Below are 24,993 nucleotides of genomic sequence, written 5' to 3' on the forward strand. Positions count from 1 at the left end.
GGAGGAGATTTCTCAAGGCAGGTCACAGGGTTCCTGCCATGGCCCGCTTCATCCGCCCTTCCTCAGCAGCATTGGATGTTGAAGCCTGCTTGGCGGTGGACTTAAAGCCGCGGTGGCGGGCGATATGCCCCAGCGCCACCGCCAACTCCAAGGGCAATAGCCTTCGACCAAGGCCCGCCACCCGCAATTCCCAGGGGCCGAGGCCCGGTTGCTTCGGCGCATCACGGCTCGATTCGGACATCAGCCCATGACGGCTGAAAAGTGCTAGAATCAGCCCCATTCTCTGACGGCGGCGGCGAATAACTCGGCGCAGGCCACGCTTTTCTCGATGAATTTCCGATGTTGGCCGCCGCTCCTTGTCGGTTTCCGGCGTGTCGAACATCCATGTCCCTGCTCCGAGAATGCTGCCATAGCCTTCGCCCAAGTCCAGCACGGCCCATCCGATCGATGCGATTCCCCCGTCCAATCCAAGAATATTCATGGCGCATCCTCCACTCCGGAATAATTGCAGCAAGTGCGCCTGGGAAGGACTTTGCCAGCAACCTTTGGTAAGAGAGTGTGTAGATTGGAAATCGGTAGGGATGCTGCGGTAAAGTTGTTTTCTACTTAAGGATTACCCCCCCCGCTGCGGTGACGTGGCGGGGGGATTTCTTTTTAGACTGCGTTACTAATGGCTGGATAGCGGGGAAGAATATCCGCTCAGTTCCGCCACTTGACCTGCAACTGCTGCCCCCGTGAATCATCCCATCCGCTTCGCCGAACCCTCCGCCCGCAGGTGGGTGTAACGCTTCAGTATCTGGAGCGTCTTGTGGCCGTTGACGGTGGTGACCTCCATGGGATTGAAGCCGGCTTCGAACCGGCGGCTGGTTGCCTCGTAGCGCAGATCACGGAAGCGAAGATCTACGGTCCCGGCGCGTTTGCAGGCCCACTGAAAGGCGTGGGCGCACGTCACCGCATCCGTCTTCCACGCGGTGCGGCAAGCCCATGAGCACTACGCCTCGTAGGGCTCTTCCCTGAGCACCGGCGGGCTTTCCCGCGCGTCCTCAAAAAATAATCCCACCGATATTGCCGCTTGTTCGGAAGCCGGCGTTGAATCACGGCCGCGCGATTTTGGGAATCCCCGTTATCGACAGGACCTGGCCGCCGGTCCGGGCCTCCAAGACGATGGTGATCATCGGCAGCAACATGAATGGCCGTTCAATTGTTGTGTTGACAACTATATTCCTGCCATGCCCAAATGAAGACGCGCGGCGAGAGATGCGGTCCAACGCATCCGGATCAGAGCCGCAGAAATTCGGGAGGTGACATGGTTCCTGGGATGTCGGCATCCCTCGTGGATGCAAGCGGCCGCATCAATGCTTGCGACCAGATCATCGGCACGTCTCTGCGCCGGGGTTTGGCCGACGAGTCGGCTATTCTGTGCGAGACCTCTTCGGTTTCCTATGGCGAGTTGGACCGCCGGACCAGCCGCTTCGCCGACGCGCTGAGACGCGCGGGCGTCGCGCCGGGCGAGCGCATACTGATTGTCTTGAAGGATACCCCGGATTTCATCTCCGTCTGGCTGGGGACGATCAGGGCCGGTGCCGTATCGGTGGCGGTCAATACCCGGGCGGCAGCCAAGGATCTGGCCTTCATGGCTGCCGACAGCGGTTGCCGGGTGCTGATGATCGAGGAAGAATTCCTGCCGGTCTGGCGCCAGGCAGAGGCCACGTTTACCGGGACGCCGCCGCTGGTGCTGGTGCGCGGACGCCCCGACGGTGCCGGAGCCGTCGGGCTGGACGAGTTTCAGGCCGGCGCCGCCGACACTTTCGCGCCCTACATGGCTGCGCCGGACGAGCCTGCCTTCTGGCTTTACACCTCGGGCACCACCGGCACGCCGAAGGGCGCGGTGCACTGCCACAAGGACGTACTGATCGGCGAGCGCCACCTGTGCGAGAGCTTCGGCGTCAAGCCGGGCGAGCGCATCTTCTCGTCGTCCAAGCTGTTCTTCGCCTTTGCTCTGGGGCATTGCCTGATCGGCGGATTGCGCGCCGGCGCCAGCGTCATCCTCTACGAGGGTTGGCCCGACGGTGCCGCCATCGCCGAGGTGGTGGAACGCTTCCGTCCCGCCGTCATGTTCAGTGTCCCCACCTTCTATCGCAACCTGCTGCAGAACAATCTGGCCGGCCAGGAAGGCTTCCGGGCGGTGCGCCACTACGTCTCGGCCGGCGAGGCCCTGCCGGAGAGCCTGTACCAGCGTTGGCGCGAAGTGACCGGCGGCCCCATCGTCGAAGGCATCGGCGCCACCGAGACCATCTTCCTAGCGGTAGCCGGCACCCCCGCCCAGCACAAGCCCGGCGCCACCGGCCGGCCCATGCCCTGGGCCGAGGTGCGGCTGCTTGACGGCGACGACCGTCCCGTCTCCCAGCCCGACACGCCCGGCGTGCTGTGGGTGAAGATGGATTCGCTCTGCCAGGGCTATTGGAGGCAGCCGGACAAGACCGCCGATTCGTTCCGCGACGGCTGGTACCGTACCGGCGACGTCTTCACCATTGACGCCGACGGCTGGTGGACCCACCAGGGCCGCAACGACGATTTGCTGAAGATCTCGGGCCAGTGGGTCAGTCCCACCGAGATCGAGGAATGCGCCGTCACGGTCCCCGGCGTGACCGAAGCGGTGGTGGTGGGCGCCCCGAATGCGGAAGGACTGATCCGCCTCGCCATGTTCGTGGTCGCCGAAGACGGCGGCAGCGAGGTACTGGAAACGGCGCTCCGCGACAAGCTGCTTGGCACCCTTTCCGTCTACAAATGCCCGCGCACCATCTTGTTCGTAGAGCAGCTGCCCTGCACCGCCACCGGCAAGATCCAGCGTTTCCGCCTGCGCCAGATGGCGACGGAGGCCATGACCGCAAACAACAAATAATAATCACCGGGAGAGACAAAGCCGCCAAAATCAAAATAGGAAGGAGACTTCATGTCCGGCGGCAAGACCATCAACGTCCAGACGTTTCTCAATGAAACGCGATTTTCGGCCTATCAGTGGATTACGTTCGCGCTCTGCTTCTTCGTCGTCCTGCTGGACGGCTTCGACACGGCCGCCATCGGCTATATCGCGCCGTCACTGCTGAAGGAATGGGGGATCTCCAAGCCGGCGCTGGGGCCGGTGCTCTCGGCCGCGCTGTTCGGCCTGGCCGCCGGCGCGCTGGCGGCGGGGCCGCTGGCCGACCGCCTCGGCCGCAAGCTGGTGCTGACCGGCTCGACGCTGGTGTTCGCGCTGGCCTGCGCGGGCTCGTCCTTTGCCGGCAGCCTCGAGCAGCTCACCGCGCTGCGCTTCGTCACCGGCATCGGCCTGGGGGCCGCCATGCCCAACGCCATCACCCTGATGAGCGAGTACAGCCCGGACAAGCGCCGCTCCCTGCTGACCAACGCCATGTTTTCCGGTTTTCCCCTGGGTGCGGCCTTCGGCGGCTTCCTGGCGGCCTGGATGATCCCGCAGTGGGGATGGCGATCGGTTCTGCTGCTGGGCGGCATCGCCCCCCTGGTGCTGGTCGGGATGATGATCGCGTTCCTGCCCGAATCCGTGCGCTATATGGTGGCGCGGCGGATGCCGGCCGAGCGTATCCGCGCCGTGCTCCGGCGCATCTCTGCGGCGGTGGACCAGACGAGCGACTTCGTCATGACCGAGACGGCGGCGGCCGGAGCGAAGGCACGCGGCGGGCTGCTCCTGGTGCTGTCACGCGGCTACCTTGTCGGCTCGGTCATGATGTGGCTGGCCTATTTCATGGGGCTGGTCATCTTCTACGCCGTGATCAACTGGATGCCGCTGCTGATGAAGGATGCCGGCCTGTCGCCCCAGGACGCCACCTTGATCTCGGCCCTGTTCCCCCTGGGCGGCGTGGGAGCCATCTTCTTCGGCTGGCTGATGGACCGGACCAACGGCAACCGGGTCATCGCGGTGGGCTATCTGCTGACCGCCGCCGCCATCTACGGGGTCGGCCAGGCCGTGGGCAATGTCGGCCTGCTGATGGTGCTGGTGCTGGTCGGCGGCTCGCTGCTCAACACCTCGCAGGTCTCGATGCCGGCCTTGGGCGCCGGCTTCTACCCCACCCAATGCCGTGCCACCGGCGTGGCGTGGATGCTGGGCATCGGCCGCTTCGGCGGTATCGCCGGCTCCATGCTGGTGGCGGAACTCGCCCGCCGCGAGCTGGGGCTCGGCACCATCTTCACCGTGGTGGCGGTGCCCGGGATCATCGCCGCCGCCGCCCTGCTGATCAAGCAGTTGGCGCATCCGGAAACACGGGCCGAGCATCAGGAGAGCGTGGCCGAGGCCCACGGCCATACCGAGGAGGTCCGTCTCGGCGGCCATTGACCGCCTGCCGTCAGCCCGGGTCGTCGTCGTCCAGCATGGCGTCGGCCCGGCGCTGGACCAACTCCAGGCAACGCAGGAAGCTCTCCGCCTCCTCGGGGCTCAACACCGACAGCAACGCCTCGTTGCGCTGGCGCGACAGCGGCGCGATCCGGGCCACCAGATCGCGCCCCGCATCGGTCAGACTGAGCAGCTGGCTCCGGTTATCCTTGTCGTTCGGCACACGCAGCAACAGGCCGCGTTCTTCCAGCCGGGCGACCGAACGGCTGATCCAGCCCTTGTCGATATGCGAGCGCCGGCTGATGTTCTGGGCGGTGGTCGGCTCGTGCTGGGCCAGGATGGCGAGCGTTCGCCAGGCGGTGAGGCTGAGGTCCCAGCGGCGGCCGTAAACTTGGTTGGCCGCGCGCTCCAGGGTGTCGGCGATACTCGACAATCTGAAGGTCAGCAGGGCTTCAAGATGGAGGGGTTCGGGCATCACCGGCGGGGCATCAATGAAAGAACTCGGAAAGCCCGTGCGGGGCTGTGCCGCGGAAAATGGCGGAGCGTGCTAGCCTTGAGCCATCCGTGTCGCCTCGTCAACTCCCTTGATTGCAACGGCCCCGCCCCGGAGAGCATGGGATGATCGGCGGCGGGTTGTTCCCGCCGCCGATGGGATTACTTCAGATATTTGTGGTCGCTCAGTTCCCAGTCGCCGTTCTTCACCTCGATCATGTGATAGGCGTCGTCGCCCAGGCCCAGGTGATCGGCGGGCGACATGTTGACCACGCCCGCCGTACCGATGAAGCCTCTGGTCCTCTCGATCTCGTCGCGGACCTTGGCCTTGTCGGTACCGCCGGCCCGCTTCATGGCCTCGATGGCGATCATCAGGGCGTCCCAGCCGTGACCGGCCAGGGTGCTGACGTCCTGGGGCTTGTTGCGTTCCTCGAACATGCGCTTGAAGGTGACCACCACCGGCCGCTGCGGGTTGTCGGCCGGCAGTTGCTCGGCGACGATCAGTGCCCCGGCCGCCAGCCGCATGCCGTCGGCGGCGGTTCCTACCAGGCGCAGGAATTCCCGCGACGCCACGCCGGGCGACTGGTAGGTGGGCAGGTTGAAGCCGATCTGGCGGATATTCTTGGTCGCCACCGCCGGGCCGTTGCCCGATCCGAAGATGAACAGAGCCTGTACGCCCGGCGTGGCCCGGATCTTGGTGAGCTGCGGGGTGACGTCCGGGTCCTTGGGCGAGTAGACCTCGTCGGCGACGACCTCGACGCCATGCCGGGAAGCCAGGGCGACGGTATGGTCATGGCCTGATTTTCCGAAACCGACGTTCTCGGACAGGATCGCCAGCTTGGTCAGGCCCCGTGCCTTGAGTTCGGCCAGGACCCTGTCGGCCGCCATGCGGTCGGTGGGCGGCACCTTGAACACCCATTTGCGCACCGGATCGACGATGCCGACGCCGCCGCCCATGGAGATGTAGGGCATCTCGGCCCGCTCTATCAGATTGAGGACCGCCATGCTGGTCGGCGTGCCCGACCCGCCCAGAATGATGTCCACCTTGTCGTTGTCGATCAGCCGCTTGACGAAGGTGGTGGCCTTTTCCGGCTCGGATCCGTCGTCGTAGAGGATCATCTGGATATTGCGGCCCATGATCCCGCCCTCGGCGTTGATCTTGTCCACCAGCATGTCCAGGGTTCGCTTCTCCGGGTCGCCCATCAGGGACATCACCCCGGTCACCGACAGGAATACGCCGATCTTGATGTCGTCGGCGGCCCGCGCCGGCTGGTGGCCCGCCAGGGCCAGGATCAGCGCCAGCACAATGGCGGTCAGTCGTGTCCGTCTCATGTTTCCTCCCCCTTCGTGGTCGGCTGATTTTTCGCGCCTCGTTTCACACCCACTCCATCCAGGCCGTCCCTGGAATCCTCATGCCGCCAGTGGCGGACCCGGCCGAGCGCTGCGGCCTCGTCCATGGGCGAGACCGGCAGCAGCACCAGGTCGGCGGGGGCGCCTGGGCGGATTTCGCCACCGTCCAGCCCCCAGCGTCGGCGCGGCAGGCTGGTGGCGCCCCGCAGCAGCGTTTCCATGGGAGCGCCGGCCGCCGCCATCAGCAGGATCTCGTCGATCAGGCCGCCGCCGTGGGGAACGCCCTGGCCTCCGGCATCGGACCCGGCGTAAAGGGGCACGCCCAGTTGCGCGGCCCGGGCGATGGAGTCGGCGTGACGGGCCAGGATGCCGTCCAGACAGGCCAGGATGTCGGGACCGAAGCCGCTGACGGCCGGGTCCAGGCGGCGCTGCGCCGCCACCGGGGCCAGGGTCGGGGTCCAGGCGACGCCGTCGCCGGCCATGGCGCGCAGCGATTCCTCGTCCATCAGGTAGCCGTGCTCGATGGAATCAAAGCCGGCGGCGATGGCCACCCTCAGTCCTTCCGGCCCGTTGCAGTGGGCGAAGGCGGGGCGGCCGCGCCGGCGGGCGGCGCCGACGACGGCGCGGGCGGCGGCCTCGTCGAACTGCGGTTGGCCCTTGACCTGCCCCGACGCGAAGTCGATCACTCCGGTCAGCAGGACCTTGATGTCATCCACATGGTCGCACAATTCGTCGACGATGGCGGCGATGTCGCCGTCATGGGCCACCGCCCGGCCGAGGAAGGAGCCATAGCGTCCGGGCCGGTGCAGCGCCGGCCCCGGCGAGCGTAGGGCCACCGGATGGCGGGCGGCGGCCAGCTCCTCGCGGATGGCGTGGTTGACGCCGCGCGGGTCGCCGGCGTCGCGCAGGACGGTGATGCCGGCCTGCCACGCCCGCTCGGCGTTGGCCCGCGCCACGTCGAGGACGGCATCGTCGTCGGCCGCCATGGCCGCCTTGCGGCGCACGGCGTCCAATTCGCCGCCGTCCAGGAAGACGTGGACATGGGCATCCACCAGGCTGGGCATGGCGAAGGCGGCATCGACCGCGCCTTCGGCTCGCTCGATGCCCAGGATGGCGGCGCCGTCGTGGATGATCGCCCAGGGGCCGCCGCCGACGATCCGCTCGCCGTCGAAATAGGCTCGAACGGTCAGGCGCCGGTGCGGTCCGGCGGTCATGCCCGGTAGAGCCTTCTGACCTGGCGCAGCGCGTCCAGGCCGGAACGCTCAAGGACGTCGCGGAACACCCCCATCACATAGTCGTCGTCGGGCAGGAAGCGGTAATCCTTCCACGGCGTGCCCAGGATGGTATCGAAGCCCAGCGGCGTGGCCAGGGTCAGGAAGGCGCATTCCAGCGCATGCTTCAGGTCGGCGCCGTTGGCCGCCTTGGCCGGCAGTTGCTGGCCGATGTTGGACAGGCCGCCGGTGATGTGCACCCCCTTTAGGTCCGGATCGCTGCCGATCACCCGGATGGCGTCGAGCGCCATGCGGGTCAGCCCTTCGCTGTCGGCGGCCATGGCGCTGATGGAGACGTCGATGACGATGTCCTCGTGGGGAATACTGGCGCGGTCGGTGTGTTCCACTATCCGCCGGGCGACGGCCACCACCTCGTCGGCCTTGGTGTTGCGTCGTCCGGCGCCGTCCTCCAGCCGTTCCGAGGCCATGACGATGATCCTGCAGGGGCGGATGGCGAGAAGCTCCAGCATGCCGAGATGGGTTTCGGCGATGGAGTTGATCATCGGCTTGGCGCCGCCGGCCCGGTCGGCGTCATAGGTGGAGAGATAGACGGTCTGCAGCGTCATCGATGCCGAATCGAACGACAGGGGCACGGAGACCGCCTCCTGGATGCCCTCGACCACCGCCCGGGCGAAGCCGTGGTCCTTTTCCCCCGCCATTCCGGTGTTGACGTTGAGGTAGCGGGCGCCCGCCTCGGCCTGCTTCACGGCCAGGGCCTGAATGCCGGCGATATCCTTGGTTTCGAACAGGGCTCGCGTGCTCTTGAAGCCCGGATTGATCCGTTCGCCGATGATGGTCCACTGCTTGCTCACACCGTCCTCCCCTCACATGGCCATGGCCTGGATGAAGCGTTTTTGGAAATCGGGCCGCGACGCCAGTTCCAGATAGCGGGCCCGGCGGGCCAGTTCGCACGCCCGGCGCCGTTCCCGGTGGCAGGCCAGCATGCGTCTGGCTCCGGCCCCGGCGGCGTTGCCCACCTGGGACAGCCGCCCGGCCGGCAGGACGGGCAGCATGCCGATGGTGGTGGCGTCGTTCAGGTCGATGTACTTGCCGAAGGCCCCGGCGACGATCAGGTGGTCCAGGTTGCCGGCCACCAGGCCCGCGCTGTCCAGCAGCAGGTCCAGCCCGGCGCGGATCGACGCCTTGGCCAGTTGCACGTTGCGGATGTCGGCCTGGGTGAACAGCACCGGCAGGCCACCGGTCTCCTCCTCCGACGCCAGCACCACGGCGCGGGTTTCGCCCCGCTCGCGGATGGCGGGATGGCCGAGGCCCAGCCGCCCCTTGCCATCCACCAGACCGCCGCGGCACAGTTCGGCCAACAGTGACAGCACCCCCGACCCGCACAGCCCCACGGGGGCTTCGCCGCCGATGGTGGTGAGGATCAGGCCGTCGCCGGTGACCCTGGTCCGTTCCACGGCACCGGCCGCCGCCCGCATGCCGCAACTGAGCATGCCGCCCTCGAAGGCGGGGCCGGACGGGCAGGAGGCGCTGGCCAGCCGATGGCCGTCGAACAGCGAAATCTCGGTATTGGTGCCGATGTCCAGCAACGCCCAGCGTCCCGGCGGCGGAGCCTGAAGCACTTCCAGCAGGGCGGCTACATGGTCGCTGCCGACGAAGCCGGCGATGTTGGAGCCCACATGGAGGCGGGCATCGGATGCCACCCCGATTCCCACCGAGGCCGCCGGCAGGTCCTGGGCCTCGGCCACCGCCGGCTGGTAGGGAACCTTCACCAGGGTGTCCACCGGCAGACCCAGCAGCAGGTGGCTCATCACCGAGTTGCCGACCACGGCCACCTGGCCGATATCCTCCGGCCGGCCGCCGGAGAGCGCGCCGGCCAGCTCGGTGATCGCCCCGGCGGCCAGGCGCTGCAGCTCGGCCGGGGCGCCGGGAACCCGCAAGGCCCGGCCGCCGCGACTGATGACGTCGGCACCGAAGATACCTTGCGGGTTCTCGGCCGCGCCGGTCGCCACCACGCGGCCGGTGGCCAGATCGATCAGGGCGGCGGCCAGATTGGTGGTGCCCAGGTCGACGGCCAGCCCCAGGCCGGATTCGGCCACCGGCTCGGCCATGGGAATGTGACCGGCGCCGTCCTCCTGGCCACGGGCGATGGCGGCGGCGGCGCTGCGGGGCGGCACGTGCACGCGGGCATCGCCGACCACCCTGGACTGGCAGGCCCGGCGCCACCCGCCCGACAGTTCGCCGTCCGAGAACACCTCGAGATCCGAGGCCGTCGGCTCGTCCACCCGTCCCTCGATCCGGACGCCGCAGGCCCGGCAGCGCCCCCGGCCGCCGCAGGCGGCGCCGATGCGCACCCCGGCGCGGCGGGCCGCTTCCAGCAGCGTCTCGCCGGCCAGGGCGGCCGTCGCGATGCCCGAAGGCTCGAAGGCCAGCCGGATGTTCATCGGCACACCTTACGGGTCTCGGCCGGCTTGCGGCAGCGGTCGTGGAAGCGGCATTCGCGGCAATTGGCGATGCGCGCCCAGCGCCGCACTCCGGGGCCGATGGCGACCACCATGGACAGGGATTTGAGCGGCATCAGCAGGCCGCCGCCGCACACCTCGACACCGGCGCCCCCCGGGTCGCCCAGGCGGGCCAGGATGGGCTGGGCGGCCAGCGGCAGGCCGGGATCGCCGGGAAATAGCGGGCCGCCGGCCCGGCTGCCGGCCCGGTGGGCGGCGAGACGGATGGCGGCCAGCAGCCGCTGGCCCAACTGCCACACGGCACGCGAGCCGATCTGGTCGAACAGCGCCGCTTCGACCATTTCACCCCGCTCGGCGGAACGGGCGGCTCGCTCGGCGATGCCGTCACCCAGCGAGGCGAACACCACCGCCAACCGGTCCGCCCCGGCGAAGCGGTGTACGGAAGTGCCCTCCAGGCTGTCGGCGTCTCCCAGGCGCAGGGTGTCGCGGCCGACCATGGTGGCGGGAACCAGCCGAATGGTGGCCCGGGGCCGGATGGCACGGTCCAGGTCGTCGGCCAGGGCCGACAGGCGGCGGCGCACCGCCGGCCGCCCGCTGGTGGGAACGGCGATTGTGGCGCGGCGGGCGAGGCCGGATTCGAGGCGGCCGGGATCGAGGGGAATCTCCATCACGCCACCTCCCGTCGGCCGGAGCGATCCCGGGTCAGCCCGGCGGCCTCGACCACCTCGGCCACCTTTTCCAGATGGTGGTGGAACATCAGGTGCACCCCCGCCACACCCTCGATGCGGCGCAGGGCGGAGATCAGCTCCACCGCCAGGGCCGAAGCCTCGGCCAGCGGGTCGGCGGCCTGCTCCAGGCGGGTGACGACGGTATCCGGAATACGCACGCCCGGCACCTTGTGAGCCAGCCAGCGGGCGGTGCGGGCCGACGGCACCAGGCCGACGCCGGCGATGATGTGGCAGCGGCGGTGCAGTCCGGCGGCGCGGATGCGCTCCATGTAGAGGGCGAAGGCCTCCAGGTCGAAGACGTACTGGGTCTGGACGAATTGCGCCCCGGCCGCCACCTTGGCGGCGAGGCGCTGGACGCGGGCCGTCTCGGGCGGCGCGAAGGGATTGTCCACCGCCCCGATGAAGTAACCGGGCGGCACGGCCAGCGCCCGCCCCGACAGGAAGCGCCCGCCATCGCGCAGCGTCTTGGCGGTGGCGACCAGGGCGACGGCGTCCAGGTCGAAGACCGGCTTGGCCTCGGGATGGTCGCCCGCCAGCACGCCGTCGCCGGTCAGGCAGACCACGTTTTCGATCCCCAGGGCGGCGGCGCCCAGCAGGTCGTTCTGCAGCGCGATGCGGTTGCGGTCGCGGCAGGTCATCTGCATCACCGCCACGTGGCCGGCGCGGCTCAGCAGGGCGGCGGCGGCCATGCTGGACAGGGCGCAATGGGCCGCCGAGCCGTCGGTGACGTTGATGGCGTCCACCCATTGGCCCAGCCGTTCCGCCTGGGCCAGCAGGGCCGAGCCGTCGGCGGCGGTGCCCGGTCCGATCTCGGCGGTGACCACGAACTCGCCGGCAGCCAATTTGGCGGCCAGCCGCCCGGCGGGCAGGGGGCGGTCCGGCGGCAGTTCCGGGGCGGCGGGCTTGGCGTCCAGGGCCTCGGCCAGCCAGGCGGAGCGCCCGGCCCGGCGGTGGTCGAGCAGCGGCTGGCGCTCGGGCAGCCGTTCGCCCAGGCGGCTCCAGATGTCCTTCCAGGCGCAGGGCATGGCGGCATCCAACTCGCAGGTGCCGTCCGAGCGCACGCCGCCGCAGGGGCCGTTGCGCAAGCCCTTGGGACAGCGCATGGGACAGCCCAGCCCGGTGGCGTCCAGGGCGCACTGACCGCACATCCGGCAACCGAACAGGCGTTTCTTCAAGACCCGCTCGGCCCAGCCCAGGGGCCGTTCCAGGCGCCCGCGCCCCAGGACCGCCGCCGTCCGGCGGACCAGGGTCAGCATCAGGCGGCGCGGGGTGGAAGACATGGCCGCCTCCTCAGCCGCCGTACCGGCGGGCGGCGCCGAACATGGCGCGCACATTCTCGACCGGCGTTTCGTCGGGAATACCGAAGGCGCAATCCAGGATCAGCTTGCCGCCCTTGTTGAAGACGTTGTCGACCAGGTGCTTGACGGCGGCATCCACCTCGGCGGGAGTGCCGGTGGTCATCATGGACGGCGACAGGTTGCCGCGCAGCGCCACCACGTCGCCCAGCACCTCGAACGCCTTGACCATGTCGGTGCGCTCGAACCAGTAGATGCACTTGCCGGCCGGGATGTCGGCGATGTGCTCCAGCCGTTTGGTGCAGTCGGATTCCCACATGGGAATGGGAATGATGCCGGCGTCGATCAGATCGATCAGCATCTGCCGGAAGGGCGGCCACCAATAGGTGGTGAATTGCTGCTCCGACATGAACGTGTCGGGAGCCCAGTGGGTGGGGATGAAGACGAAGGGATTGCCGCTGGCCCGCACCGCCTCGATGGTGCTGCGGGTGATGGAGATGCGAACCTTGTCCAGCATTTCCAGCAACTTGTCCTTGCGCCGGAACAGATCGGTCATGATCTGCTTGGCGCCCCGAAAATAGTCGGCGATGTAGTCGTAGGGGGAGATGGACGAATACATGTAGGACGCCGGGTAGCCCAGGGCGGCCATGCGCTCTTCGAAGGCGATGTGCAGGTTGAACAGGCGTTCCGATTCCTCGGCGGCCTTCATCACCCGTTCCAGCGCCTGGCGGACCTTGGGCCGGGCGAAGGCGCGCATGCCCAGCACCAGCCGGGTATAGTAGAGGCTGGAAAAGGACGGCAGTTCCTCGAAGCCCTCGAACACGCCGGCCACTCGGGGCAGATAACGGCGGAAATAATAGCCGGTGGGGTCCTCCAGGTATTCGGCGTACTCGTCGCCCTTCATGTACTCGGCGTCCAGATACTGGAAGGGCTGGTTGTCGCCGACGCCGTGCCCCGGCCATTGCAACTGCTTGAAATCCAGCGCCTCCAGCGCCCGGCCCGAGGCGGTGGCCAGGAACATCGGGCTGTGGCAGTCGGGCTCGAATTCCTGAATGGCCCGAGCCGCGATCTCCGCCGTCTTGTCGTAGTCGTACATCAGCTGGCGGCAGGTGATGTTGCCGTACTTGGCCAGCCAGAAGGTGGGCTGCATGCCGATGGGCAGGCGGTCGGGCTGCTTCAGGTTGACGCAATCCATCACCCGCTGCCAGCGGGCGTCGTAGGCGACCTTGGCCTCGGGAGTCTGGGCGGGGGAAGCGATCATGTCGGAGTCTCCCGTCAGGCGGCCTTGGCCGTGCCGATCCACCCCTGGCACAGGGAGACGGCGGCCATGGCGTTCAATCCGAAGGCGTCGGCGCCGGTATAGCTGCGGACGGTCTCGTCCACCTGGCCGCCGCCGATCATGATCTTGAGTCCGTCGCGCAGGCCCGCCTGCTCGATGGCGGCAACGGTATCCTTCATGGCGTCGAAGGCGAGGGTGAGGAAGCCGGAAAGCCCGATCACCGCCGGCTTCAAGTCACGGACCGTGTCGACGAAGGTCTGGATCGGCACGTCGATGCCGAGGTCCACCACCTTGAAGCCGTTCACCTCCAGCATGAAGGTCACGATATTCTTGCCGATGTCGTGCAGATCGCCAGCCACGGTGCCGATCAGCACCACCGGTCCCGCGGCTTCGCCGTCACTGTCGTCCATCAGCAGGGGCTTCACCATGGCGCCGATCTGCTCGAGCATTTCGCCCGCCATCATCAGTTCGGGCAGGAAGTACTCGTTCTTCTCGAACCGGGCGCCGACGATATCCATGGCGGCGCGGCAAAGATCAAGAATGCGCTGGGGGTCGAAGCCCTGATCCAGGGCTTCGCGCGACAGGCGAAGGGCCGCGTCTTCGTCCATGTCGGCAATGGCGTTCACCAGGGCCGCCTCATTCAAGGCCATCTCGGACCTCCCTCTGTTTTTGTCGGGCGGGCCAATGGCCGCACCTCTTATGTGGGTACTGGACCATAAAGGACAGTATGCTGTCAATTCGATTCGATGAATTGTCATTCAGTCGGCAATATCGTGAGTGCCGCCGAATGGCGTATATATCCTATGATATCAGGCCTATCGCCAGTATTCCCCCCGGATGCCGCCGGATCATGTTGCCGTGACAATAACTTTCCGCACCGCAACACGATGTAATTGGGAATTAAAATAGTGCGTATACATACATAAATTCGGCGCATGGGGGATTGAGGTTGCCGGTGAATTGGGGTCAGATGCCCGGCACGGGCGAAATTGAAGGACGTGACGAACCATGCCGGAGGCGCTGCTGGATACGGGCGAGAACGACGCCCTGCCGATCTACGGCAATCCCGGACATCTGGCCCGGCGGCTCCATCAGATCGCCGTGTCGATCTTCCTGAACGAGACCCAGGACTTTGGCATCACGCCGGTCCAGTTCGCCTCGCTGACCGTGATCAAGGCATTTCCCGGCGTCGACCAGCGGTCGCTGGCGCGCATGATCGCCTTCGACCGCTCGACCATCGGCGATGTGGTGATCCGGCTGGAAAAGAAGGGCCTGCTGGAGCGGCGCGAGGGCAAGGATCGCCGCATCAAGTCCCTGTTCATCACCGAGGCCGGCGATACCATGCTGGCGGAGCTGGGCGAGCCGGTGCGGCGTTTCCAGCGCACCTTGCTGGAGCCGCTCTCCGAGGGCGAGCAGCTGATCTTCCGCTATTTGCTGCACAAGCTCGTCAACCAGAACAACGAGCTGAGCCGGGTTCCGCTGGAACTCCTGTGACCGACGTGCCCGCCGCCTCGGAGTCAGGGGGGTGTTTTGGGATGCTTCCCGGCGAGACATGATCTATGAATGGGCCATCCACTCGGTGCCGGGGCGCTTATGGCGCACCGGAGAATCGGGAACGCGGTGAAAGTCCGCGACGTGCCCAACGCTGTATGGGGGACCGGCAGGCTGATGCCACTGGCTTTGTGCTGGGAAGGCGCCTCGCTGGGATGAACCCGAGTCAGAAGACCGGCCAAGTGGAGATGGTCCTTCCGGCCTGGACACCGGTTGGGCGCACGCCATCACAGGGGAAAGCTGATGGATGCCCAAAGCTCTCTTTTGCCTGCCGCTCCCATGCCCGCCGCCGAGCGGGACGCCGTCTACCGGGCCATGCTGACGCGCCGCGACACGCGGGGCGAATTCCTGCCCGACCCCATCCCGGACGAGGTCTTGAGCCGGGTGCTGATCGCCGCCCACCATGCGCCCTCCGTCGGCTTCATGCAGCCGTGGAGCTTCGTCGTGGTGCGCGACCGGGAGGTCCGGGGCCGCGTCCATGACGCCTTCCTCAAGGCGCATGCCGAGGCGGCGGAGATGTTCCCCGAGGACAAGCGGGACGTCTACCGCTCGCTGAAGCTGGAGGGGATTCTCGAGTCGCCCGTCAACATTTGCGTCACCTGCGATCGCGACCGCGCCGGTCCGGTGGTGATCGGCCGGACCCATATCCGCACCATGGACCTCTACAGCAGCGTCTGCGCGGTGCAGAACCTGTGGCTGGCGGCGCGCGCCGAGGGACTCGGCCTCGGCTGGGTCAGTATCTTCGACAACACCGAGGTGCAGGAAATCCTGAACATCCCCAAGGGGATCATTCCGGTGGCCTATCTGTGTCTCGGCCGGGTGCGGGGCTACCACCCCAAGCCGGAACTGGAAAGCGCCGGCTGGCGGCCCCGTCTGCCCCTGGAGACGCTGCTGCACTTCGACGGCTGGGGCCGGCAGGAGGAGGGTGGCGTCCTGACGGAATGTGTGCGCCAGGACCAGGATGCGGTCGGCAAGGGAACATTCGTTCCCGTCTAGGTGTTTAGGTCCTGTTGACAAAGGCCGGTAGCCATAGTTTGGCAGCGGCGAGATGCAGGAATCCAAGAAAGGATTTGGCGGTCTTGTCGTAGCGGGTGGCGATGCGTCGGAACTGCTTGAGGCGATTAAACATGCGCTCGATGCGATTGCGATCCTTGTATCGCAGGAAGTTGCATGCAATGGGCTGGGAGCGATTGGACCGGGGCGGGATGACCGGCAGGATGCCGTGAAAGAGCAGGTTCTCGCGCACGGCGTCGCCGTCATAGCCCTTGTCGGCCAGCAGCATGCGCGGGGTGGCGGTCGGCAACGCCATCAGGTCTTCGACCGCCTGATAATCCGAGACTTCGCCGCCGGTCAGCTTGAAGCCAAGAGGGCGTCCCTGACCGTCTGCGCGGGCGTGGATTTTGCTCGTAAAGCCGCCGCGGCTTCGACCAAAGCCTTCCTTATGAGTCCCCCTTTTGCGCCAGCGGCTTGGCTGTGCCCTCGGACAATGGTGCTGTCGATCATATGCTGCCAATCGTCGGTCAGGCCGAGATCGACCAACGTTTCCAGTAGGGCATCCCACACGCCTTGCTCGGCCCAGCGGCGGAACCGGACATTGACCGAATTCCATTTGCCGTAACGCTCGTGCATGTCGCGCCACGGGCAGCCGACCCGCAGCACGTGAAGCATGCCGTTGATGAAACGGCGGTTGTCATGGGAAGGACGGCAACCGCGCCCCCGTTCAGCGGGCAGCAACTCCCCGATGATCCCCCATTCCTCGTCCGTCAGATCGCCACGCATACCACTGGTCTCCGCAAAGACCAGGGTTGAATCACGTCCGGCTGAGTTTGGGAATCCCCTTTGTCAACAGGACCTAATCCAGTCCGTCCGGCAGCTTCGCCCGCATCATGTCGCGCCGGTCCAGCCGGTCGCCGTCGACGATGAAGGTGCCGTCGCCGACGGCGTGGACCAAACGGCGTTCGGCGCGCGTGGTGTCCATATGAGCGGCGACACCTTCCAGCACGACGATGCCGTAGCGTTCGACAATGTCGACCACCCGGCATTCGATGTTGGCCAGGCACTCCCTGATCAGCGGCGGGCGCACCCGGCTGGCTGTGGCGCGGGTCAGGCCGAATCGGGCGAACTTGTCGGTGTCCTTGCCCGAGCACATGCCGATGCCCACGGCGGTATCGAGCAGGTCGATCGTGGGAATGGCCAGCACGCATTCGCGCGTATCGCACAGCGCAGCGTAGGAATGGTTCCATGGCCCGGTGGCGATGGCGAAATCAGCCGAAAAGTCGAGCACCATGGTCCAGGTGATGGTCATGACATTGTCCCGGGTCCCGTCGTGGGTGGTGACCAGCACCACGGGCCCCGGCTCGATCAACGTGAATGCCTTGGCGAGGGGGAGGTCCTGCATGTCCGCCTCCGTCAGGGAAACTTCCCTTTGTTCCGCCGGATCGCCCCGATTGGGGCGGGGATGTGATGGATCACGGCCCATCAAACCCGCTCCGCCAGAATAACACACCCGTCCAAACTGAGAGAAGTTTCGCTCCCCCACCCCAGATCGCTGACGGCGCCCACGCCCCGTGACCGCTCAAGGGGCCGCCTGAACCATGGCTGTGCCGTGCGAGGGCAATCCCGCGAGACCAACGACCATGGCGGGCCGAGGCGGTCGTTTCCGTCTGCGGCGGAGCGGAAGCGGAGGAATGGAAGCGCCAAAAGGGCCCGTGGTTGCCCACGGACCCTTTCCAAACACGATGACGCGAGGCTTAGGCCGCGACGGCGTCCTGCTTGCTCGCCAGAGCGCGCTCGATGCGCTTCTTCAGGCGGCGGGCCTCGGCGCTCAGCTTGGTGCTGGCGATGGACAGCAGGTACAAGTCGATGCCGCCGTTGTGCTCGATGGTCTTCAGACCATTGGTCGAGATGCGCAGGCGCACGGCATGACCCAGGGCGTCGGACAGCAGCGAGGCTTCCTGGAGGTTGGGCAGGAACCGACGCCGGGTCTTGTTGTTGGCGTGGCTGACGTTGTTGCCGGTCAAAACGCCCTTGCCGGTGATGGCGCAGCGACGTGCCATGGTAAAATCCTCGCTTCAAGTCGTTCGCCGGATTCGCCATTTCGGCCGTACGCCGGGGCTATCCGTGGAAAATTGGCCCGATCTTCCGATCGGAGGAAGCCGCGTTTTTAAGGTGGCGAGCGCCGCCCGTCAAGCGCGGAATCTGATTCGATCCAAATCCTTATGGACTCTACCTCACCCAACGGCCGAGATAGTTCTGAATCAACTGGGCCATCTGCTGGTCGATGTCCCTGACCAGGCTTTCGCTGATGTCATAGAGCACCCGGTCGCGCTCGTTGAGCGTGATGCCCTCGGCCACGGTGCGCGAGCGCGTCGCCTGGGCCATGGTCTCGCCCTGGATCATGCCGCGCTGGTCGAGGATCTGGATCGCCACGTTGAGGGCGGCGTCGTAGCGCAGTTCCTGCTCCTTCTTGAAGGCGCCGCTCAGGCCCTTGTCGATGGCGAGCGGCACCTCGACCACCTTGGCGTCCTTGATCACCACGCGGGCCGAGCCGGTGCGGCCCACCGGCTTCAGGCGGTCCTGGGCCCAGCGCTGCGCCGCCCCTTCGGGCGACACCGGCATCAGGTGCTCGATATGGGGGGAGCGGCCGGGGGCCACGAACTCCGAGACGATCTCCAACTGCCCGACGTCAAGCTGGAAGGGCCGCAGGTTGGCGAAGCTGATTTCGGGCAGCTTCTGCATGGGCGGCCTGGCGTTCTGGCAGGCGCTGGCCGTAAGAGCGGCGACGACGGCCACCATCAGGCGGAAATGCCGAGAGATCATGGGAAGGGTTCCCCTTGGCTTGCAACGATGTGGGCTCAATATCGGTGCGGTGTGGCGGACCGTCAAGACGGCTGCAGCTCCGATAGGCGGAAGACATGGTCGGTGCGGCAGAACTCGCAGGTCACCACGATCCGGCCCGCCTCGTCGGCCACCGAGGCCACCTCGGCGGCGGGAAGCGAGCGCAGCGTCGCCTCGACCTTGGTCCGCGAGCAGCGGCAACGGGCCTGCAGCGCCTTGGCCTCGAAGACCTGCAACTGTTCGGCATGGTACAGGCGATAGAGCAATTGCTCGGGCTCCAGAGTGGGGTCGACCATCTCGGCGCCGGTGACGCTGGAGAGCAGGATCTCGGCGCGGCGCCAGGTTTCCCGGGCCTCCTCGGCCACCAGGATGGGAGCGCTGCCGGTCCCGGCCGGCATGCGCTGGATCATCAGCGCGGCGGCCGCCCAGCCCAGGCCGTCGGCCGGCGGACGCACCACGGCCTCGATGGCGGTGTCCAACTGCTCTGATTGTTTGAAATAGGCCCGGGCGCAATCTTCCAGGGTCGGCCCTTCCAGTTCGACGATGCCCTGATAGCGTTCGGTATCCGGCCCCTGGTCGACGGTGAAGGCGAGATAGCCCTTGCCCAGCATGGCGGGCACCGAGGCCCGCCCGGCGAGCGGCACCTGCCCCAGCCGGGCGGCATCGAAACGGGCGTGGGCGCGCACGTCGCCGCCGCTGGTCACGTCGGCCACCAGCAGCGAGACCGGGCCGTCGCCCTGGGCCTGCAGGGTGAAGATGCCGTCGAACTTCATGGAGGTGGCCAGCACGGCGGCCAGCGCCATGGTCTCGGCCAGCAGGGCGGCCACCGGCACCGGATAGGCATGCTGGTCGTCGAGAATAGTATCCAGCGCACTCCCGAGCCGCGCCAGACGGCCACGCACCGCGCCACCCATCACGGCGAAGGGCAGGACCGAATCGGTCAAGCCAGGCACCAGGTCAGGATGCCCTTCTGGACGTGCAGGCGGTTTTCCGCCTCGTCCCATACCACCGATTGCGGGCCGTCCATGACCGGATCGGTCACTTCCTCGCCGCGATGGGCGGGCAGGCAGTGCATGAACAGGGCGTCGGGCGCCGCCTTGGCCATCAGCGCCTCGTTGACCTGATAGGGCTCCAGCAGTTCGTGGCGGTTGCCATCCTTGCAGCCCATGGATACCCAGGTATCGGTCAGCACCAGATGGGCGCCGGCCACCGCCTCGGCGGGGTGGGTGGTCAGCACCACGCTGGCGCCCTTGGCACGCGCCCAGTCCACCGCGCGGCGCGACGGCATCAGGCCTTCCGGGCAGGCCAGCCTGATCTCGCAGCCGAAATGGCCGGCGGCGTGAATCCAGCTGGCGGCCACGTTGTTGCCGTCGCCCACCCAGGCCACCACCTTGCCCTTGAGCGAGCCGCGATGCTCCTCGAAGGTCATCACGTCGGCCATCACCTGACAGGGATGGGATTCATCGGTCAGGCCGTTGATCACAGGCATGCCGGCGTATTGGGCCAGTTGGGTCAGCTTGTCGGCCAGGTTGGTGCGGATCATCACCGCGTCGACGAAGCGCGACAGTACCCGGGCGGTGTCGGCGATGGTCTCGCCCCGGCCCAGTTGGGTATCGCCCGCCGCCAGCATGACGACGTCGCCGCCCAGTTGCTTCATGCCCACCTCGAAGGACACGCGGGTCCGGGTCGAGGGCTTCTCGAAGATCATGGCCAGCATCTTGCCGGCCAGCGGCGCCTTGGGGCCCTTGCCCTGCTTATAGGCGAGGCCGAGATCGAGGATATGGCGCAGCGTCGCCGTATCGAATCCATCGAGGTCGAGGAAGTGGCGCGGGGCGCCCGATGCTTTGACAGAGTTCATTTCACCTCGTCGAAGGTGCGGGACAGGATGCCCACCGCTTCGTCCACTTGGGCGTCATCGATGATCAGGGGCGGCAGCAGCCGCACGATATTGTCGCCCGCCCCCACCGTCAGCAGGCCGTTGGCGGCCAGACGGGCCACCATCTCGGTATTGGGCATGGCGGGCTTGATCCCCAGCATCAGGCCCAGGCCGCGCACCTCGGTGATCACGCCGGGGGTGCGGGCCGCCGCCGCCTCGACCTTGGCGCGCAGCAGCTTGCCCATGGCCTGGACGTGATCGAGGAAACCCGGCTCGGCCATGACGTCGAGAACTTCGCCAGCCACCGCCATGGCCAGCGGATTGCCGCCGAAGGTGGAGCCGTGGGTGCCGGGAACCATGCCCGACGCCGCCTTGGCGGTCGCCAGGCAGGCTCCCACCGGGAAGCCGCCGCCCAGCCCCTTGGCCACGCCCATGATGTCGGGGGTGACGCCCGCCTGCTCGTGGGCGAACAGGGTGCCGGTACGGCCCATGCCGGTCTGCACCTCGTCGAAGATCAGCAGCAAGCCGAACTCGTCGGCGGTAGCGCGCAGGCGCCGCAGGTAATCGGGGTCGCCGGGGACGATGCCGCCCTCGCCCTGGACCGGCTCCACCAGGATGGCGGCGGTCTCACTGGTGATGGCGGCGCGCAAGGCGTTGAGATTGCCGAAGGGCACGTGGTCGAAACCGTCCACCGCCGGGGCGAAGCCCTCGAGATGCTTCTTCTGGCCGCCCGCCGCCACGGTGGCGAGCGTCCGGCCGTGAAAGGCGCCCTCGGCGCAGATGATGCGGTAGCGTTGGGGATTGCCGGCGGCGTAGTGATGGCGCCGGGCCATCTTGATGCTGCATTCCAGGGCTTCGGCGCCGGAATTGCAGAAGAACACCGTGTCGGCGAAAGTGCGCTCCACCAGCTTGGCGGCCACCTTCTCCTGCCCCGGCACCCGGTAGAGATTGGAGGTGTGCCACACCCGCCCGGCCTGCTCGGTCAGCGCCTTGACCAGACGCGGGTGGCAGTGGCCCAGGGCGTTGACGGCGACGCCGGCGGCGAAATCGAGAAAGCGTCGGCCGTCATCGGTGAACAGATAAACACCCTCGCCCCGCTCGAAAGCGAGGTCGGCACGCGCGTAAGTCGGCATCACCACTGGAATCACAATGCTCTCCCGAGAATGCCCGGCGGCCTCGCGAATGCGAGCGATGGTGCCGGTGCGCTCATGGAAAGCGGCAGAATATCGGTTGGAAATCCAGGAATGTCAACCCGTAAGCGGGTTCCATCAGCTTCTCAGCTTGTATCCCGTATCCAGCATGCGCCAGGTGATGAGCAGCAGGACCAGATCGGCGACGGCCATGGCCGCCACTCCGACCATCACCGACCCGTCGCTGGTTCCGATGAATCCGGCCCTGAATCCGTCGATCATATAGAAGAACGGATTGACCAGGGCGATGGCGTGGAAAGTCTGGGGCAGGCGCTCGATGGAATAGAAGGTGCCCGACAGGAACGACAGCGGCGTCACGATGAAATTGGTCACGGCGGCCATGTGGTCGAACTTGTCGGCCCAGATGCCCCCCATCATGCCCAGCAGGGACAGCATCAGCGAGCCCATCACGGCGTGATAGACGATCAGGGCGGGATTGTGGACCGGCAGGTGCACGAACAGGGCCATGGCCAGCCCGACGGCGACGCCCACCGCCAGACCGCGCGCCACGCCGCCCAGCGCCACCGCCGCCGTCTGCTCGGCGCCGGTCAGCGGCGGCATCAGCATGTCGACGATGTTGCCCTGGACCTTGGCGATGATGATCGACGACGAGGTATTGGCGAAGGCGTTCTGGACGATGGCCATCATGATCAGGCCGGGGCTGAGGAACTGGACGAAGGGCACGCCCTTGACCTGGGCGGCGACGGGGCCCAGCGCCAGGGCGAACACCGACAGGAACAGCAAGGTGGTGACGACGGGAGCGATGATGGTCTGGAAATAGACCTTGAGGAAGCGCCGCACCTCCTTCATCAGCAGGGTCCAGGTGCCCAGCCAGTTGACCGCGCCATAGGAGCGGGGCGCGGGCGGAAGGATGTTGACGTCGTCTCTCATGCTACACTCCGTTCCATGAAGGAACACGTCTCCAAATCCGGCGGGCGCCCCCCACCCAGGATCACCGCATCATACCTCGAGAATGCAGCGCTGCATTATCTCGAACGCTATTCCTCGTCCAGGGCCAATCTGCGCCGGGTACTCATGCGCAAAGTGGACCGCTCGCTGGCCCATTGGGGCGGCGAGCGGGAGGAAGCCGGCCAGGCCGTCGACGCGGTGATCGCCAAGCTGGCCGGTCTCGGCTATCTCGACGACGCCGCCTATGCCGAGATCAAGGTGCGGGGCTTGCGGCGCAAGGGGGCCAGCACCCGGCTGATTTCCGCCACCCTGGCCGCCAAGGGGGTGGAGACGGAAACGACCGTCGCCGCCCTGGCGGAGCAGGAACCCGACGCGGAACTAACCGCCGCCTTCACCCTGGCGCGCCGCCGCCGCCTCGGCCCCTTCCGGCCCAAGGACAAGCGAGCCGAGTTCCGGGCCAAGGACCTGTCGACGCTGGGCCGCGCCGGCTTTTCCTGGGAGATCGCCCGCGCGGTGATCGAGGCGGAAGAACCGCCGTCAGTCTGACACCACCTTCTGGGCCTGGGGCGAGCTCATGCTGATGCCCGCCGCGTCGAAGCGCTGCTTGAGGCGGCGGTTGAACTCGCGGATCAGGGTCATGCGGTCGCCCGGCGTGGTCTTGATGCGCACCCTCAGGATCACCGAGGCGGCATCGAAGCGTTCGACGCCCTGGACCTCCAGCGGATCGATCATCATGGCATCCCATTTGGGATCGGCCCGCATCTCGGTACCCAGGTCGACGATCACCTGGGTGGCCTTGTCGGTCTCCACCGCGTAGGCGACGGGAATGTCGATGGCGGCGTAGTTGAAGCCGCGGCTGGAATTGATCACCGTGGACACGGCGCCGAACGGCACGGTGTGCAGCGAGCCGTTGCCGTCCCTGATCTTGATGGCACGGATGGAGATGGCCTCGACCGTCCCCACGTGCTCGCCCACCTTGACGGCGTCACCCACCGCGATGGTGTCCTCGAACAGGATGAAGGCGCCGGTGATGATGTCCTGCACCAGCTTCTGCGAGCCGAAGCCGATGGCGATACCCAGCACACCGGCACCGGCCAGCAGCGGAGCGATGTTGACGCCCAGTTCCGACAGCACGATCAGCCCGACCATCACCACCAGCAGGACAAAGGCGGCGTTGCGCACCAGGGGCAGCAGGGTGCGCACCCGGCCGGAGCGCTGCAACTGGTTGCCGTCGGCATCGGTGGCGGCGAGATAGCGCTCGATGACGGCGCGCAGCATCTCCCAGAACACCACCGCCAGGGCAAGGACCAGGATGATGTTGACCACTCCGGACAGGATGCGCCGCCCCCATTCCGAGCCCACCACCGCCAGCACGTTGTAGAGTCCAAGCGTCTGGATGGTCATCAGGCCCACCGCCGCGCCCAGGCCGCCCAGCAGGATGCGGCGCAGCCAGCCGAGGCGCTGGCGGATGCGCAGGTGCTGTTCCTCGGACAGCCGGCGGCCGGCGAAGCGATGCCACGCGCCGCGCGACAGCCGGTCGGCGCCGAAGGCTACCAGAACGGTCAGGACGACGATCACCGCCGTATGCTGCCACTGGTCGCGCCCCGAATGGTCGGCCAGCTTCTGCACCATCACGTCGGCGGCCTTGTCGCCGATGGCGTTGATCTGGCCGGGCAGCTCGGGAATGGACGCGGGCGGCGGCGATGCCGTCTGGGCCAGGGCACCGCCGGTCAAGGCGCCCAGCAACAACCCCAGCAACAACAAGGTGGCGAGCAGGCGCCGCAAGACGCCATTATGGGCAACAGCACTCATCGTCTTTAACCGCTCCGAGGATCGAGGCATGTCCGGTCAGGTCACCATCTATCACAACCCGCGCTGCGGCAAGTCGCGCGATACGCTGAAGCTGATCGAGGACAAGGGGATCACCCCCCGGATCATCGAATACCTGAAGGAGCCGCCCTCGGCGGCCGAGCTGAGCCGTATCGTGTCCCTGCTGGGCAAGCGCCCCGCCGATATCCTGCGCGGGAAGGAGGCCGCCGAGGCCGGCATCGACCCGGCCGGACTGGACGATGCGGCGCTGATCGCCGCCATGGTGGCCAACCCCATCGTCATCGAACGCCCCATCGTGGTGACGGACGACAAGGCGGCGCTGGGCCGCCCGCCGGAAAGCGTACTGGCGATTCTGTAAGGACGGCCTTCACGCAAACGCAACGCTCCGGCGCTTGGCGTGCGAGTTGGAACCGGTATAGATTGCCGTCTCGAGCCGTCTCCTCCTCGTCAGGGAAGACAGGCTTTCGGCGAGGGGGCCGGCCATTTTCCCCGGATGGCCCCCTCGCCTTTTATTTTTGTCCCTCAGTCGCCGGGCGGGATGCGTCCCGCATCCCTTGGCTTTCGCGCCATAAGGCGCGCCGGCCCTTGGCCGCAACTCCTCGCCTGCGGCTCGTCGGTTT

General features: G+C 67.0%; 25 protein-coding genes, 2 pseudogenes and 1 riboswitch. Of the genes and pseudogenes, 6 read left to right on the forward strand and 21 right to left on the reverse strand.

Features of this window, described 5'->3' with window-relative positions:
- Positions 1–22 precede the first annotated feature (22 nt).
- Positions 23–481 (reverse strand): type II CRISPR RNA-guided endonuclease Cas9, encoded by a 459-nt coding sequence (cas9, locus tag CP958_RS23330; RefSeq protein ID WP_096704577.1) that lies wholly within the window; start codon positions 479–481, stop codon positions 23–25.
- 258 nt (positions 482–739) lie between these two features.
- A pseudogene (locus CP958_RS23335) lies at positions 740–955 on the reverse strand (tyrosine-type recombinase/integrase); the annotation flags it as partial.
- Between the two features lie 363 nt (positions 956–1,318).
- Here CP958_RS23335 and CP958_RS23340 point away from each other — a divergent pair.
- Both CP958_RS23340 and CP958_RS23345 read left to right on the forward strand, forming a co-directional pair.
- The gene (locus tag CP958_RS23340; RefSeq protein WP_170959085.1) at positions 1,319–2,902 is read left to right on the forward strand and encodes a benzoate-CoA ligase family protein; all 1,584 of its coding nucleotides are present in this window, start codon (positions 1,319–1,321) and stop codon (positions 2,900–2,902) included.
- Between the two features lie 51 nt (positions 2,903–2,953).
- Positions 2,954–4,348, forward strand: a complete 1,395-nt coding sequence (locus CP958_RS23345) for an MFS transporter (protein ID WP_096704579.1) — start codon at positions 2,954–2,956, stop codon at positions 4,346–4,348.
- Positions 4,349–4,358: 10 nt separating this feature from the next.
- Here the strand turns inward: CP958_RS23345 and CP958_RS23350 are convergent, their stop codons facing one another.
- From CP958_RS23350 to CP958_RS23390, 9 genes are all read right to left on the reverse strand, one after another.
- Positions 4,359–4,820 (reverse strand): MarR family transcriptional regulator, encoded by a 462-nt coding sequence (locus CP958_RS23350; protein ID WP_096704580.1) that lies wholly within the window; start codon positions 4,818–4,820, stop codon positions 4,359–4,361.
- 179 nt (positions 4,821–4,999) lie between these two features.
- A complete protein-coding gene (locus tag CP958_RS23355) occupies positions 5,000–6,169 on the reverse strand; it encodes an ABC transporter substrate-binding protein (RefSeq protein WP_170959086.1) in 1,170 nt (389 codons plus the stop codon).
- Positions 6,166–7,401, reverse strand: coding sequence for an amidohydrolase family protein (locus CP958_RS23360; protein WP_096704581.1), 1,236 nt, complete (start codon positions 7,399–7,401; stop codon positions 6,166–6,168). Before CP958_RS23360 ends, CP958_RS23355 begins: the two co-directional genes overlap by 4 nt.
- The gene (locus CP958_RS23365) at positions 7,398–8,270 is read right to left on the reverse strand and encodes a dihydropteroate synthase (RefSeq protein WP_096704582.1); all 873 of its coding nucleotides are present in this window, start codon (positions 8,268–8,270) and stop codon (positions 7,398–7,400) included. The genes CP958_RS23360 and CP958_RS23365 overlap by 4 nt, the downstream gene beginning before the upstream one ends.
- A 12-nt stretch (positions 8,271–8,282) precedes the next feature.
- Positions 8,283–9,860 carry an ASKHA domain-containing protein gene (locus tag CP958_RS23370; RefSeq protein ID WP_096704583.1) on the reverse strand — a complete coding sequence of 526 codons (1,578 nt, stop codon included), beginning with the start codon at positions 9,858–9,860 and terminating at the stop codon, positions 8,283–8,285.
- Positions 9,857–10,549: a hypothetical protein gene (locus CP958_RS23375; protein ID WP_170959087.1), complete on the reverse strand. Its 693-nt coding sequence runs from the start codon at positions 10,547–10,549 to the stop codon at positions 9,857–9,859. The genes CP958_RS23370 and CP958_RS23375 overlap by 4 nt, the downstream gene beginning before the upstream one ends.
- The gene (locus tag CP958_RS23380; protein ID WP_242443101.1) at positions 10,546–11,886 is read right to left on the reverse strand and encodes a methylenetetrahydrofolate reductase C-terminal domain-containing protein; all 1,341 of its coding nucleotides are present in this window, start codon (positions 11,884–11,886) and stop codon (positions 10,546–10,548) included. Before CP958_RS23380 ends, CP958_RS23375 begins: the two co-directional genes overlap by 4 nt.
- 10 nt (positions 11,887–11,896) lie before the next feature.
- Entirely contained in the window at positions 11,897–13,162 is a 1,266-nt protein-coding gene (locus CP958_RS23385) for a uroporphyrinogen decarboxylase family protein (RefSeq protein ID WP_096705017.1), read from the reverse strand.
- Between the two features lie 14 nt (positions 13,163–13,176).
- Positions 13,177–13,830, reverse strand: coding sequence for a cobalamin-dependent protein (locus CP958_RS23390; RefSeq protein ID WP_096704586.1), 654 nt, complete (start codon positions 13,828–13,830; stop codon positions 13,177–13,179).
- 358 nt (positions 13,831–14,188) lie between these two features.
- Here CP958_RS23390 and CP958_RS23395 point away from each other — a divergent pair, with 358 nt between their 5' ends.
- The gene (locus tag CP958_RS23395; RefSeq protein ID WP_096704587.1) at positions 14,189–14,674 is read left to right on the forward strand and encodes a MarR family winged helix-turn-helix transcriptional regulator; all 486 of its coding nucleotides are present in this window, start codon (positions 14,189–14,191) and stop codon (positions 14,672–14,674) included.
- A 66-nt stretch (positions 14,675–14,740) separates the two neighbouring features.
- A riboswitch (cobalamin riboswitch) is annotated at positions 14,741–14,929 on the forward strand.
- Positions 14,930–14,974: 45 nt separating this feature from the next.
- Entirely contained in the window at positions 14,975–15,727 is a 753-nt protein-coding gene (bluB, locus tag CP958_RS23400) for a 5,6-dimethylbenzimidazole synthase (RefSeq protein ID WP_096704588.1), read from the forward strand.
- A 4-nt stretch (positions 15,728–15,731) separates the two neighbouring features.
- On the opposite strand, the gene CP958_RS27185 is transcribed toward bluB, so the two are convergent.
- The 9 genes and pseudogenes from CP958_RS27185 to CP958_RS23440 form a co-directional block, all read right to left on the reverse strand.
- Positions 15,732–16,292, reverse strand: coding sequence for an IS5 family transposase (locus tag CP958_RS27185; protein ID WP_277948895.1), 561 nt, complete (start codon positions 16,290–16,292; stop codon positions 15,732–15,734).
- Positions 16,193–16,510: pseudogene (locus tag CP958_RS27190) on the reverse strand (IS5 family transposase); the annotation flags it as partial. The gene CP958_RS27185 and the pseudogene CP958_RS27190, both read right to left, overlap by 100 nt.
- 73 nt (positions 16,511–16,583) lie before the next feature.
- Positions 16,584–17,129 (reverse strand): flavin reductase family protein, encoded by a 546-nt coding sequence (locus CP958_RS23410; protein ID WP_096704589.1) that lies wholly within the window; start codon positions 17,127–17,129, stop codon positions 16,584–16,586.
- Positions 17,130–17,481: 352 nt separating this feature from the next.
- Entirely contained in the window at positions 17,482–17,787 is a 306-nt protein-coding gene (gene rpmB / locus CP958_RS23415; protein WP_096704590.1) for a 50S ribosomal protein L28, read from the reverse strand.
- A 169-nt stretch (positions 17,788–17,956) separates the two neighbouring features.
- Positions 17,957–18,550, reverse strand: coding sequence for a hypothetical protein (locus CP958_RS23420; RefSeq protein WP_096704591.1), 594 nt, complete (start codon positions 18,548–18,550; stop codon positions 17,957–17,959).
- A 62-nt stretch (positions 18,551–18,612) separates the two neighbouring features.
- The gene (locus CP958_RS23425) at positions 18,613–19,521 is read right to left on the reverse strand and encodes an Hsp33 family molecular chaperone HslO (protein ID WP_347337853.1); all 909 of its coding nucleotides are present in this window, start codon (positions 19,519–19,521) and stop codon (positions 18,613–18,615) included.
- Positions 19,509–20,426: an ornithine carbamoyltransferase gene (gene argF, locus CP958_RS23430; RefSeq protein WP_096704593.1), complete on the reverse strand. Its 918-nt coding sequence runs from the start codon at positions 20,424–20,426 to the stop codon at positions 19,509–19,511. The genes CP958_RS23425 and argF overlap by 13 nt, the downstream gene beginning before the upstream one ends.
- The gene (locus tag CP958_RS23435; RefSeq protein WP_096704594.1) at positions 20,423–21,577 is read right to left on the reverse strand and encodes an aspartate aminotransferase family protein; all 1,155 of its coding nucleotides are present in this window, start codon (positions 21,575–21,577) and stop codon (positions 20,423–20,425) included. The genes argF and CP958_RS23435 overlap by 4 nt, the downstream gene beginning before the upstream one ends.
- 135 nt (positions 21,578–21,712) lie before the next feature.
- Entirely contained in the window at positions 21,713–22,525 is an 813-nt protein-coding gene (locus CP958_RS23440) for an ABC transporter permease (RefSeq protein WP_096704595.1), read from the reverse strand.
- Between the two features lie 15 nt (positions 22,526–22,540).
- Here CP958_RS23440 and CP958_RS23445 point away from each other — a divergent pair, with 15 nt between their 5' ends.
- Positions 22,541–23,089 (forward strand): regulatory protein RecX, encoded by a 549-nt coding sequence (locus tag CP958_RS23445; RefSeq protein ID WP_096704596.1) that lies wholly within the window; start codon positions 22,541–22,543, stop codon positions 23,087–23,089.
- Here the strand turns inward: CP958_RS23445 and CP958_RS23450 are convergent.
- Entirely contained in the window at positions 23,081–24,355 is a 1,275-nt protein-coding gene (locus CP958_RS23450) for a mechanosensitive ion channel domain-containing protein (RefSeq protein WP_096704597.1), read from the reverse strand. The two genes, CP958_RS23445 and CP958_RS23450, sit on opposite strands and share 9 nt — an antisense overlap.
- 28 nt (positions 24,356–24,383) lie before the next feature.
- Between CP958_RS23450 and arsC the strand changes: the two genes are divergently transcribed.
- Positions 24,384–24,731 (forward strand): arsenate reductase (glutaredoxin), encoded by a 348-nt coding sequence (gene arsC / locus CP958_RS23455; protein WP_096704598.1) that lies wholly within the window; start codon positions 24,384–24,386, stop codon positions 24,729–24,731.
- Positions 24,732–24,993 lie beyond the last annotated feature (262 nt).

The organism is Magnetospirillum sp. 15-1, assembly GCF_900184795.1.
Taxonomy (GTDB): Bacteria; Pseudomonadota; Alphaproteobacteria; order Rhodospirillales; family Magnetospirillaceae; genus Phaeospirillum.

Coding starts and splice junctions, on each gene's coding strand:
- CP958_RS23370 (WP_096704583.1), bottom strand. CDS start 9,860: ATGAACATCCGGCTGGCCTTCGAGCCTTCGGGCATCGCGACGGCCGCC.
- CP958_RS23350 (WP_096704580.1), bottom strand. CDS start 4,820: ATGCCCGAACCCCTCCATCTTGAAGCCCTGCTGACCTTCAGATTGTCG.
- argF (WP_096704593.1), bottom strand. CDS start 20,426: ATGAACTCTGTCAAAGCATCGGGCGCCCCGCGCCACTTCCTCGACCTC.
- rpmB (WP_096704590.1), bottom strand. CDS start 17,787: ATGGCACGTCGCTGCGCCATCACCGGCAAGGGCGTTTTGACCGGCAAC.
- CP958_RS23380 (WP_242443101.1), bottom strand. CDS start 11,886: ATGTCTTCCACCCCGCGCCGCCTGATGCTGACCCTGGTCCGCCGGACG.
- CP958_RS23360 (WP_096704581.1), bottom strand. CDS start 7,401: ATGACCGCCGGACCGCACCGGCGCCTGACCGTTCGAGCCTATTTCGAC.
- arsC (WP_096704598.1), top strand. CDS start 24,384: ATGTCCGGTCAGGTCACCATCTATCACAACCCGCGCTGCGGCAAGTCG.
- CP958_RS23410 (WP_096704589.1), bottom strand. CDS start 17,129: ATGCAGGACCTCCCCCTCGCCAAGGCATTCACGTTGATCGAGCCGGGG.
- CP958_RS23440 (WP_096704595.1), bottom strand. CDS start 22,525: ATGAGAGACGACGTCAACATCCTTCCGCCCGCGCCCCGCTCCTATGGC.
- CP958_RS23340 (WP_170959085.1), top strand. CDS start 1,319: ATGTCGGCATCCCTCGTGGATGCAAGCGGCCGCATCAATGCTTGCGAC.
- bluB (WP_096704588.1), top strand. CDS start 14,975: ATGGATGCCCAAAGCTCTCTTTTGCCTGCCGCTCCCATGCCCGCCGCC.
- CP958_RS23355 (WP_170959086.1), bottom strand. CDS start 6,169: ATGAGACGGACACGACTGACCGCCATTGTGCTGGCGCTGATCCTGGCC.
- CP958_RS23450 (WP_096704597.1), bottom strand. CDS start 24,355: ATGAGTGCTGTTGCCCATAATGGCGTCTTGCGGCGCCTGCTCGCCACC.
- CP958_RS23395 (WP_096704587.1), top strand. CDS start 14,189: ATGCCGGAGGCGCTGCTGGATACGGGCGAGAACGACGCCCTGCCGATC.
- CP958_RS23345 (WP_096704579.1), top strand. CDS start 2,954: ATGTCCGGCGGCAAGACCATCAACGTCCAGACGTTTCTCAATGAAACG.
- cas9 (WP_096704577.1), bottom strand. CDS start 481: ATGAATATTCTTGGATTGGACGGGGGAATCGCATCGATCGGATGGGCC.
- CP958_RS23390 (WP_096704586.1), bottom strand. CDS start 13,830: ATGGCCTTGAATGAGGCGGCCCTGGTGAACGCCATTGCCGACATGGAC.
- CP958_RS23385 (WP_096705017.1), bottom strand. CDS start 13,162: ATGATCGCTTCCCCCGCCCAGACTCCCGAGGCCAAGGTCGCCTACGAC.
- CP958_RS23435 (WP_096704594.1), bottom strand. CDS start 21,577: ATGCCGACTTACGCGCGTGCCGACCTCGCTTTCGAGCGGGGCGAGGGT.
- CP958_RS23445 (WP_096704596.1), top strand. CDS start 22,541: ATGAAGGAACACGTCTCCAAATCCGGCGGGCGCCCCCCACCCAGGATC.
- CP958_RS23420 (WP_096704591.1), bottom strand. CDS start 18,550: ATGATCTCTCGGCATTTCCGCCTGATGGTGGCCGTCGTCGCCGCTCTT.